Source organism: Amycolatopsis mediterranei (genome assembly GCF_026017845.1).
Lineage (GTDB): Bacteria > Actinomycetota > Actinomycetes > Mycobacteriales > Pseudonocardiaceae > Amycolatopsis > Amycolatopsis mediterranei.
In genome coordinates this window covers 8,851,159-8,861,247 of sequence record NZ_CP100416.1, presented here as the reverse complement: position 1 = coordinate 8,861,247, position 10,089 = coordinate 8,851,159, and the positions used below count along the sequence as shown (strand labels likewise).

Below are 10,089 nucleotides of genomic sequence, written 5' to 3'. Positions count from 1 at the left end.
GCGCGACATCAGGACATCCTCCCTCCAGACCACTGTCTGGAATCAAGGTGTCCGGCCCCACGGGGCAACTCCACGTGCCTGGGTGGACGACACGCGTGCCTGGGCGGACGACACGCGTGCCTGGGCGGACGACACGCGTTCTCGGGTGCCGGATTGCGTGCCTCCGCGGTCGGATTGCGTGCCAGGAGGGGTTGGTTTGCGTACCCGGAGAGGTCGGCTGGCGTGCTTGGGCGGGCATCACTCGTGACTGGGCGGGCATCTCGCGTGATTGGGGAGGCATCACGCGTGACTGGGCGGGCATCGCGGGTGATGGGAGGGTGGCGGCGGGCGGGGTAGGGGGCCGTTACCGTTTGGGAGTGCCACGACGTAACCGTCCCGGCCGCCGTTCGGACGGTGGGCCGCCCGAACGTGACCTCGGTGCCGCCACCGGGTGGGCGCGGGCCGAGTCCGGCACCGACGGGGACTGGCTCGTGCGGACCGTGCCCGGGAGCCAGGCGACCAAGTTCTACCGCTGTCCCGGTTGTGACCACGAGATCCGGCCCGGCACGCCGCATCTGGTGGTGTGGCCCGCCGACGAGACCGGGTCGGTCGCCGACCGCCGGCACTGGCACCGGGCCTGCTGGGAAGCGCGCGCCCGGCGGCGGCCGCAGCGCCGGTGGTGAGTCCCGTCCGGCCGCGGGTACCCCGTCGGCGGTGGTGGCCGCAGGGCTCGGTAGGGGCCCCGATTCGCTCTGGAGTTTTCAAACAACGCCCGGCTCAGCGCCGGTAGTGGCGGGACATCGCGCCGTCGTACATCTCCTCCGTGTACTCCGTGAAGCCCAGCCGCTCGGCCACCCGCAGCGATGGCTTGTTCGCGATGCTCACGCTCGCCAGCACCGGCACGGACGGCAGCTCGCGGGCGCACCACTCCAGGACCGCCTGCCCCGCCTCCACCGCGTACCCCTTCCCCCACGCCGACGGCCGGAACCGGTAGCCGAGGTTCAGGACCTTCTCGCCGTGGAACTCGCGCAGCCGCACGCCGCACATGCCGATCACCTCGGTGCCGCCGCGTTCGAGGACCGCGGGGTAGCCGAAGCCGTGCTCGGCCCAGTGGGCCAGCCAGTCCGAGAACATCGCCGACGCGCGCGGGACGTCGGGTGGGTCGGGGTGGAAGCGGTTGGTCCGGGGGTCGGTGTGGATGTCGACCATCGCCTGCCGGTCCGCCTCGTGGGGCGGCCGCAGCAGGAGCCGGTCGGTTTCGATGTCGGTGAACACATCGGCGAAGCTAGCGAGGGGGTCCGACAAAATGACGCGCATGACCGAACTGCCACTGGTCCTCCTCCACGCCTTTCCCCTGGATTCCCGCATGTGGAACGCGGTGCGCGAGCCCCTCGCTTCACACCTTCGGGTGATCACACCCGACCAGCGCGGGCTCGGCCGCTCGCCGCTGCCGGAGTCCGATCGCGAACCGAGCCTCGAGGACGCCGCGCGGGACGTCGTCGCCCTGCTCGACCGGCTGGACCTCGACCGCGTCGTGCTCGGCGGCTGCTCGATGGGCGGCTACCTCGCGATGGCCGTGCTGCGGCTCGCGCCGGAGCGGGTCGGCGGGCTGGTGCTCATCGACACCAAGGCCGGGCCCGATACCCCCGAAGCCGCCCAGACCCGGCTGGACGTCGCGGCCCGCGTCGAGCAGGAGGGCACCGAAACCTGGCTCGCCGAGGCGAACCTGCCGAACCTGCTGGCCGCGTCGACGCGCGAACGGCGTCCCGAGCTCGTCGAGACGGTCCGGGAGATCATCGAATCCCAGCCGCCCGCCGGCATCTCGTGGACGGCGCTCGCGCTGCGGACCCGGCCGGACTCGCTCGACCTGCTGCGGGACTCCGGCGTTCCCGCCCTGGTCGTCGTCGGGGAGGAGGACCCGATCACGCCGATCGCGGCGGCGAGCGAGATGGCCGGGGTGATGGACGGCGCGACGCTCGTGGTGCTCCCCGAAGCCGGTCACCTGACCCCGCTCGAAGACCCCGCGGGGGTGGTCGAGGCGATCCTCTCCTGGTACCCGGCGACTCACGAGAGCGAGAAGTAGGCAGCGAGCGCGGAGCGGGCTTCGGGAAGCCGGTGCGGGAACCGCCGGGCGATCACGAAGCGCCATGCCACGGCGAAGAGTTCCCGCAACCGCGTGTACGCGCGAAGGGCCTCGTCGGACACCGAGCCGGGGTAGGCGGCCAGGTACTCCGGGCCGCCTTGCCGGGCCAGGATGGCGAGGTCCCAGGCGAGCGGGCCCAGCCAGGTGTCCTCGAAGTCCAGCCAGCACGGCCCGGCCGCGGTCGCGATCAGGTTGCCGGGGTGCGCGTCGCCGTGCAGCGGCTGAACGGGCCCGTCCGGCAGCGTGGCTTCGATCCGCGCGGCTTCCGCCCGCAAGCGGGGGTCGAGGTCGTACCGGCCGAGGAGCCGCTCCAGGTCGTCCAGCGGCCCGCGGCGGGGCAGTTCGCCCGGGTACTCGCGCAGGGCCGCGTGCACCTCGGCGAGCGAGCGCGCGACGACGTCCGGGGCGTACCGGTGAGCCGGATCGTGCGGGGTGTGGTGCCAGAGCGTGACCGGCAGGCCGTCCGCGAAGTGCGGCCCGGCCGGGGGATCCGCGGCGGGTGAGACGACGAGCACACCACGGTCGGTGAGGAACCTCGAGAGCGCGACGTCCCGGGCCAGCCAGGCCGCCGGTTCCGGGCGGAGCAGCCGGGTCGTCGCGGGCACCCTGGCGACCAGCGAACCCAGCTTCACCAGCACGTTCGAGCGCTCGTGGAGTACTTCGGGATCGTGGCCGGGCAGCCCCAGCCGGGCGGTCACGGCGCGGGCCGCGCGCACCGCCGCACGGGTGTACTCGTCGGCCACGCCCCGATCTTGCCAGCCGGTGCGCGCGACTGTCGGTAGCGAGGGCTACGATCCCCCTAAGCCGCCGGATCGGGCTTTCCCGAGCCCCGGTGGCGCGACGATGACCACCACAAGGTTTCAGTGTTGGAGGCAGGAGTGACGGCCGTAGCCCCCAAGCCGATCGCCACGCGCCCGTACCCCGCGCGCGAGTCGGTTAAGGGTTCGTACCTGCTGCGGTTGTTCCGCACGACGGACCACAAGCAGATCGGGATCATGTACCTGGTCACGTCGTTCGCCTTCTTCATGGCGGGCGGCGCGATGGCCATGCTGATCCGCACCGAGCTGGCGCGGCCCGGGCAGCAGTTCCTGTCCCAGGAGCAGTACAACCAGCTGTTCACCATGCACGGCACGGTGATGCTGCTGCTGTACGCGACCCCGATCCTCTTCGGCTTCGCGAACTTCGTGCTGCCGCTGCAGATCGGCTCGCCGGACGTCGCCTTCCCGCGGCTGAACGCGTTCTCGTACTGGCTGTACCTCTTCGGCGGCCTGATCGTGCTGTCCGGCTTCCTGACGCCCGGTGGCGCCGCCGACTTCGGCTGGTTCGCCTACACCCCGCTGTCGGACGCCATCCACTCGCCGGGTGTCGGCGCGGACCTGTGGATCTCCGGCCTGGTCGTCTCCGGTCTCGGCACCATCCTCGGCGCGGTCAACATGATCACCACCGTGGTCTGCCTGCGCGCGCCGGGCATGACGATGTACCGGATGCCGATCTTCACCTGGAACATCCTGGTGACGTCGATCCTGATCCTGCTCGCCTTCCCGATCCTGACCGCGGCCCTGATGGGCCTGCTGGCGGACCGGCACCTCGGGGCGCACGTGTTCGACCCCGAAAACGGCGGCGTGATCCTCTGGCAGCACCTGTTCTGGTTCTTCGGCCATCCCGAGGTGTACATCGTCGCGCTGCCGTTCTTCGGCATCGTGTCGGAGATCTTCCCGGTGTTCAGCCGCAAGCCGCTGTTCGGCTACAAGAGCCTGGTCTGGGCGACGCTGGCCATCGCGGCGCTGTCGGTCGCGGTGTGGGCGCACCACATGTACGCCACCGGCGCCGTGCTGCTGCCGTTCTTCTCCTTCATGACGTTCCTGATCGCCGTCCCGACCGGCATCAAGTTCTTCAACTGGATCGGCACGATGTGGAAGGGCCAGCTGTCCTTCGAGACGCCGATGATCTTCTCGATGGGCTTCATCGTCACGTTCCTCTTCGGCGGCCTGACCGGCATCCTGCTGGCCGCGCCGGCGATCGACTTCCACGTGTCGGACAGCTACTTCGTCGTCGCGCACTTCCACTACGTGCTCTACGGCACGATCGTGTTCGCCACCTTCGCCGGCATCTACTTCTGGTTCCCGAAGATCACCGGCCGGATGATGGACGAGAAGCTCGGCAAGTGGCACTTCTGGACCACGTTCATCGGCTTCCACGGCACGTTCCTCGTCCAGCACTGGCTGGGTGCCGAGGGCATGCCGCGCCGGTACGCGGACTACCTGACCAGTGACGGCTTCACCACGCTGAACACGATCTCCACGATCGGCGCGTACATCCTCGGTGCCTCGACGCTGCCGTTCATCTGGAACGTCTTCAAGAGCTACCGGTACGGCGAGATCGTCACGGTGGACGACCCGTGGGGCTACGGCAACTCGCTCGAGTGGGCGACCTCCTGCCCGCCGCCGCGGCACAACTTCACCGAGCTGCCCCGGATCCGCTCCGAGCGGCCCGCGTTCGAGCTGCACTACCCGCACATGATCGAGCGCATCCACAACGAGGGTGAGATCGGCTTCTTCGGGAAGCAGAAGGTCAACAGCCACGCGGCGCCTTCGCAGCTGCTCACCGAAGCGGTGATCCCGGGAGACCACTCCAACGACAACGCGAGCGAGCAAGGCGAAAAGTAGCCCCCTGATCGAGTGAGCGCGTGCCCGGCTGATGTGAAGCCGGGCACGCGCTCTACTTATGTCCGGCCCCGGACCGGCAGACTGGCCGTGCAGCGTTGCCGAACGAGGGATGACCAGTGACCCAGACCCCCGTCCTGATCACGACGACCGGCCCCGACAAACCGGGTGTCTCGTCCGTGCTGTTCGCCGTGCTGACCCGGCACGACGTCGACGTGCTCGACGTCGAGCAGGTGGTCATCCGCGGGCAGCTCGTGCTCGGGGTGCTCGCCGGGGTCTACCGCGACCCGGAGGGCCTGCAGGAGACGGTCGAGCAGGCGATGGCGTCCGTCGGCATGCAGGTCGACGTCAAGATCGGCTCGGCGATCGGGGACGACCCGTTCGCGCTCGGCCGCCGGGACTCCTCCCACGTGCTGGTGGTGCTGGGCCGCCCGGTGACCGCGCGGGGCTTTTCCGAGGTCGCGCGCCGGCTGGCCTCGCTGGGCGCCAACATCGATGCCATCCGCAGCGTCGCCGACTACCCCGTGACCGGGCTCGAGCTGTACGTCTCGGTCGACCAGGACACGCCGCAAGCCGACGCCGAGCTGCGGTCCGAGCTCGCCGACGCCGCCGTCGAGGCGGGGGTCGACATCGCCGTGGAGCGGGCCGGCATCACGCGCCGGGCGAAGCGGCTCGTCGTGTTCGACGTGGACTCGACCCTGATCCAGGGCGAGGTCATCGAGATGCTGGGCGCGCACGCCGGGGTCGAGCCGGAGATCCGCGAGATCACCGAAGCGGCCATGCGCGGCGAGCTGAACTTCACCGAGTCGCTGGAGCGGCGGGTCGCGCTGCTGGCCGGTCTGCCCGCGACGGCGATCGACGAGGTCGCCGCGTCGATCGAGCTGACCCCGGGCGCCCGCACCACGATCCGGACGCTCAAGCGGATGGGCTTCCGCACCGGCGTCGTCTCGGGCGGCTTCACCCAGGTCATCGACGGCCTGGTGGAGGAGCTGGGACTCGACTTCGCGGTGGCGAACGAGCTCGAGATCGTCGACGGCAAGCTCACCGGGAAGGTCGTCGGTGACGTCGTCGACCGCGCGGGCAAGGCGAAGGTGCTTCGCCGCTTCGCCGCCGAGTACGACATCCCGCTCGAGCAGTGCGTTGCCGTCGGGGACGGCGCCAACGACATCGACATGCTCTCGGCCGCGGGCATGGGCGTCGCGTTCAACGCGAAGCCGGCGCTGCGCGAGGTGGCCGACACCGCGCTGTCGCACCCGTACCTCGACGCCGTGCTGTTCGTGCTCGGCCTCACCCGCGGCGAGGTCGAAGCGGCCGACGCCGCCGACGGGCTCGAGCTGATGCGTCCGTGAGCAGCGTTCTCGACCCCCTGGGCGTCCGCTACGCCTTCTGGCTGGGGCTTCCGGCCGAAGACACGTCGGACACCTCCGACGAGCTCCCCGAGGAAGTCCGCGCGATGCCGGTCATCCTCCGCATCGAACGCGCCGAGCCGCCGGGGCGCACGCCGCTGCTGGAGGCGGCGGCCGCGGCGGCGCTGGCGGTGTGCCTCGACGAGCGTGCCCAGCCCGGCGGCGAGTGGGCCGAGCCGATGCACGCCTGGCTCGACAACCGGATCCGCAAGGTCGCGCGGCGGGCGCGGGGCGCGCACTGGGCGGCCGTCCAGGAGCTGCCGGGCATCACCGTCGAGGTCGACGGCGCCGAGGCACGGGCCCTCCTGCCGGGGCTGGTCACCGAGACCCCCAAGGAAGTCGCGCGGCTGCAGATCTCCGGCAGTGAACTGCCGCCGGACGAGCCGGGCCCGCTCCCGGACGGTGTCCCGCTGCTGCTGCTCAACCCGCACGTGCCGATGACGGTCGGCAAGGGGGCCGCCCAGGTCGGGCACGCGACGATGATCCTCGCCGCGTTGCTGGGCGACGCCGAGCGGGCGGCCTGGGCCGATCGCGGCTTCCGGGTCGCCGTGCGCGCGGCGAGCGTCGCGCAGTGGAAGGAACTGCACCCGGGTGACGACCCGGAGGGCGCGTGGCGGCGGGACCGCGTCATCGCCGTGCGGGACGCCGGGTTCACCGAGGTCGACCCGGGCACGATCACGGTGCTGGCCCAGTGGGCGCCGGAACAAGCGGCCCCCTGAGCCGGTTGGAGCGGGCATGACACTGGAAGTGGAACGCACGGGCGAGCACGCGTTCGTCGGGCGCAACGACCGGGGCGCGGAGGTCCGGCTGGGCCGGGCGGGCGCCGAAGGGGCCTTCTCGCCCGCCGAACTGCTCCAGATCGCGGCGGCGGGCTGCAGCGCGGTGACCGCGGAAGAGCTGATCACGCGGCGGATCGGCGAAGACGCGAAGTTCCGCGTCGCCGTCAGCGCCGATCGGCGTGAGGGCGCTTCGGAACTGGACGCCGTCCACGTCGCTTTCGATGTCGATGTGTCGACTTTGACCGCGGATCAGCGGGACGCGCTGGCCGGTGCCGTGGACCGGGCGATCGACCGGCTCTGCACGGTGAGCCGGACGCTCAAGAAGGGGATTCCGGTGACCGAGGAGTTTCCGAGCTAGTCGAGGTACTTCGGCAGCTCGAGCCGATCGGCGGCTTCGGCGAGCTTCTCACGCTCTTCGTCGTTCATGAACGCGGTGAGGGCGCCGCAGTCCAGGCAGGCACGGCCGTAACCGACGGCGAACCTCGGGGTGCGCGAAAAGAACTTCGGCGCCGCGTACGTGAGCATCAGGCTGAAGAAGACGTCTTCGCGGGCCCTCAGCTCGCCGAGCGGGCCCAGGCGCTCCGAACCGCAGACCGGGCAGCGCACGTCAGTTCTGGCCGGATTCCCAGACGACGTAGGCCTGGTCGGCGTCGGTCGTCATGGCCTCGATGAACTTCTCGTTGTCGAAGCCCGGCAGGGCCTGCAAGCGCTCGATGAGCGCGTCGGCCGCCGGGTCGCCGCTCGGGACCGCGGTGCCCTTGCCGTCGGTGCCCACCAACATGAAGAACACGTCTTCGTTCCAGGGGCCGTCGGGGATCACCCGGACCATCACCGACGACAGGCCGGCCCACGTGACAGCTTCTTCGCTGCCGTCCGCGAGGCGCCGCCGCACGCCGGTGTCGTCGACACTGACGGTCCGGGACTGTGCGCTGGACGAATCCTGGGTCAACCGGTGCTCCCTTGGTACTTGGGTTGCTTCACCGTACCGGGCGAGGCTGTGGACCGCGTCACGCGGGCGCGGCTGCGTCCAGCCGGCGCAGTGCCTCCCGCACCACCTTCGGGTCCATGGTGGGCCAGAACGGCGGCAGCGACGCACGCAGGAAACCGCCGTAGCGGGCGTTCGCCAGCCGCGAATCCAGCACTGCCACCACGCCGCGGTCGGTGACCGACCGGTGCAGCCGCCCGGTGCCCTGCGCCAGCAGCAGCGCCGCGTGCGTGGCCGCCACGGTGAGGAACCCGTTGCCGCCGCGGGCTTCCACCGCGCGCTGCCGCGCCGAGGACACCGGGTCGTCCGGGCGCGGGAACGGGATCCGGTCGACCACCACGAGCTGCAGTGACGGCCCGGGGACGTCCACGCCCTGCCACAGGCTCAACGTGCCGAACAGGCACGTGCGGACGTCTTCGGAGAACTTCTGGACCAGCAGCGACGTTGCGTCGTCGCCCTGGCACAGGATCGGGAAGTCCAGCCGTTCCCGCATCTCCTCCGTGGCCTGCTTGGCCGCCCGCATCGAGGAAAACAGGCCCAGCGTGCGCCCGCCCGCGGCCTCGATCAGCTCGGCCAGTTCGTCCATTGTGGACGACGTGAGGCCGTCGCGCCCCGGTGGCGGCAGGTGCTTGGCGAGGTACAGGATCCCGTTGCGCCGGTGGTCGAACGGCGAGCCGACGTCCAGTCCGGTCCACTTCGGGCCCGAGTCGTCCGACGGCGCTTCCTTCTCCGTGGCGGCTCCGGGCGCCTGTTCCACCCGGGCCGCGCCCGGCGGGAGCCCCCACTGGCGCGCCATGGTGTCGAACGTGCCGCCCAGCGTCAGCGTCGCCGACGTCAGGATCGTCGTGTGCTGGTTGAACACCCGCTCCCGCAGCAGGCCGGCGACGCCCAGCGGCGCCACCTTCAGCGCCGGTGGCCGCGGGTTCGACGAGTACTTGTCGCCGGAGAGCCAGACGACGTCGCGCTGGTGCGCCTGGTCCTCGTCGAACGCCTCCAGCAGCCGGACGGCGGTGTCGTGCACCTCGTCGAGCAGCGACCGCGCCAGCTTGCGCGCCGTGGCCCCCTCGACGTCTTCCTTGCGGTCGGAACCCAGCGCCGTGATGCACCGGTGTGCGGCGTCGCGGATCGCCGGGATCGCGCCCTGCAGCGGCCGGGGCAGCTCGTCCATCCGGCCCGCGGGCAGGTCGTCGATGATCAGGGCCAGCCCGTCACCCGCTTCCAGCAGGCCGTCGGCGACGTCGGCGTCGATGAGTTTTCCGCAGCGGCGCGCGGCCGACGCGCACATCGCGCTGGTCAGCTCGCCGGTGGCCACCGAGGTGACCCGGTCGACCAGGTCGTGGGCCTCGTCGATGATCACCACGTCGTGGTCCGGCAGAACCTGGTAGCCCTGCAGCGCGTCGATCGCCAGCAGCGCGTGGTTGGTGACGATGACGTCGGCGCGGCCGGCTTCGGCGCGGGCCTTCTCGGCGAAGCAGTCCGTGCCGATCGGACAGCGTGAAGCGCCGAGACATTCCTTCGCCGTCACCGAAACCTGACGCCACGCCTGGTCGGTGACGCCGGGAACGAGCTCGTCGCGGTCGCCGGTTTCGGTGTCCGACGCCCACTCCCGCAGCCGCGTGACCTCCTTGCCCAGCCGGGACACCGCGAACGGGTCGAACAGCTGGGCGTCCTCCGGCTCGTCCGGCGCGCCGGAATCCAGCCGGTGCAGGCACATGTAGTTGCGGCGGCCCTTGAGGATCGCGAAGGTCGGCTCGCGGCCGAGCGGCTTCTTCAGCGCCTTCGCCAGGCGTGGGAGGTCACGGTCGACGAGCTGGCGCTGCAGCGCGATCGTGGCCGTGGAGACCACGACCGTGGCTTCCTTCTCGACGGCGTGCCGGATCGCGGGCACGAGGTAGGCCAGCGACTTGCCGGTGCCGGTGCCGGCCTGCACGGCCAGGTGTTCGCCGGTGCGGATGGCGCGGCCGACGGCGTCGGCCATCTGCACCTGCCCTGGGCGTTCGGCACCGCCTACGGACTCCACCGCGTGGGTGAGGAGTTCGAGGACGCCGGGGAAATCGGTTCGGGCGGGCACAGCGACACACATTAGCCGCCACCACCGACAGAGATCGGTGCTCCGTCGCGAACGGGCCACTCG

The 10,089-nt window shown here is 71.0% G+C and carries 11 protein-coding genes; 6 read left to right on the top strand and 5 right to left on the bottom strand.

What is annotated here, in order from left to right:
- The first annotated feature begins 356 nt into the window (after positions 1-356).
- Positions 357-662 (top strand): hypothetical protein, encoded by a 306-nt coding sequence (locus ISP_RS39990; protein WP_013229480.1) that lies wholly within the window; start codon positions 357-359, stop codon positions 660-662.
- 94 nt (positions 663-756) lie between these two features.
- On the opposite strand, the gene ISP_RS39985 is transcribed toward ISP_RS39990, so the two are convergent.
- Complete coding sequence (locus ISP_RS39985; protein WP_013229479.1) at positions 757-1,296, bottom strand: GNAT family N-acetyltransferase; 540 nt, start codon at positions 1,294-1,296, stop codon at positions 757-759.
- Between ISP_RS39985 and ISP_RS39980 the strand changes: the two genes are divergently transcribed.
- Complete coding sequence (locus ISP_RS39980) at positions 1,295-2,062, top strand: alpha/beta fold hydrolase (RefSeq protein ID WP_013229478.1); 768 nt, start codon at positions 1,295-1,297, stop codon at positions 2,060-2,062. The two genes, ISP_RS39985 and ISP_RS39980, sit on opposite strands and share 2 nt — an antisense overlap.
- On the opposite strand, the gene ISP_RS39975 is transcribed toward ISP_RS39980, so the two are convergent.
- On the bottom strand, positions 2,044-2,865 hold the full coding sequence (locus ISP_RS39975) for a phosphotransferase (RefSeq protein WP_013229477.1): 822 nt from the start codon (positions 2,863-2,865) through the stop codon (positions 2,044-2,046). The two genes, ISP_RS39980 and ISP_RS39975, sit on opposite strands and share 19 nt — an antisense overlap.
- Before the next feature lie 135 nt (positions 2,866-3,000).
- Here ISP_RS39975 and ctaD point away from each other — a divergent pair, with 135 nt between their 5' ends.
- From ctaD to ISP_RS39955, 4 genes are all read left to right on the top strand, one after another.
- Entirely contained in the window at positions 3,001-4,788 is a 1,788-nt protein-coding gene (ctaD, locus tag ISP_RS39970; protein WP_013229476.1) for an aa3-type cytochrome oxidase subunit I, read from the top strand.
- A 116-nt stretch (positions 4,789-4,904) separates the two neighbouring features.
- Positions 4,905-6,134, top strand: a complete 1,230-nt coding sequence (serB, locus tag ISP_RS39965) for a phosphoserine phosphatase SerB (protein ID WP_013229475.1) — start codon at positions 4,905-4,907, stop codon at positions 6,132-6,134.
- Positions 6,131-6,910: an aminoacyl-tRNA hydrolase gene (locus tag ISP_RS39960; protein ID WP_013229474.1), complete on the top strand. Its 780-nt coding sequence runs from the start codon at positions 6,131-6,133 to the stop codon at positions 6,908-6,910. The genes serB and ISP_RS39960 overlap by 4 nt, the downstream gene beginning before the upstream one ends.
- Before the next feature lie 16 nt (positions 6,911-6,926).
- Positions 6,927-7,328, top strand: coding sequence for an OsmC family protein (locus ISP_RS39955; protein WP_013229473.1), 402 nt, complete (start codon positions 6,927-6,929; stop codon positions 7,326-7,328).
- Here the strand turns inward: ISP_RS39955 and ISP_RS39950 are convergent.
- The 3 genes from ISP_RS39950 to ISP_RS39940 are packed head-to-tail and all read right to left on the bottom strand — an operon-like array spanning position 7,325 to position 10,026.
- Entirely contained in the window at positions 7,325-7,576 is a 252-nt protein-coding gene (locus ISP_RS39950; RefSeq protein ID WP_013229472.1) for a hypothetical protein, read from the bottom strand. The genes ISP_RS39955 and ISP_RS39950 overlap by 4 nt on opposite strands.
- A 1-nt stretch (position 7,577) precedes the next feature.
- Entirely contained in the window at positions 7,578-7,919 is a 342-nt protein-coding gene (locus ISP_RS39945; protein WP_013229471.1) for a hypothetical protein, read from the bottom strand.
- Positions 7,920-7,977: 58 nt separating this feature from the next.
- The gene (locus ISP_RS39940; protein WP_013229470.1) at positions 7,978-10,026 is read right to left on the bottom strand and encodes an ATP-dependent DNA helicase; all 2,049 of its coding nucleotides are present in this window, start codon (positions 10,024-10,026) and stop codon (positions 7,978-7,980) included.
- Positions 10,027-10,089 lie beyond the last annotated feature (63 nt).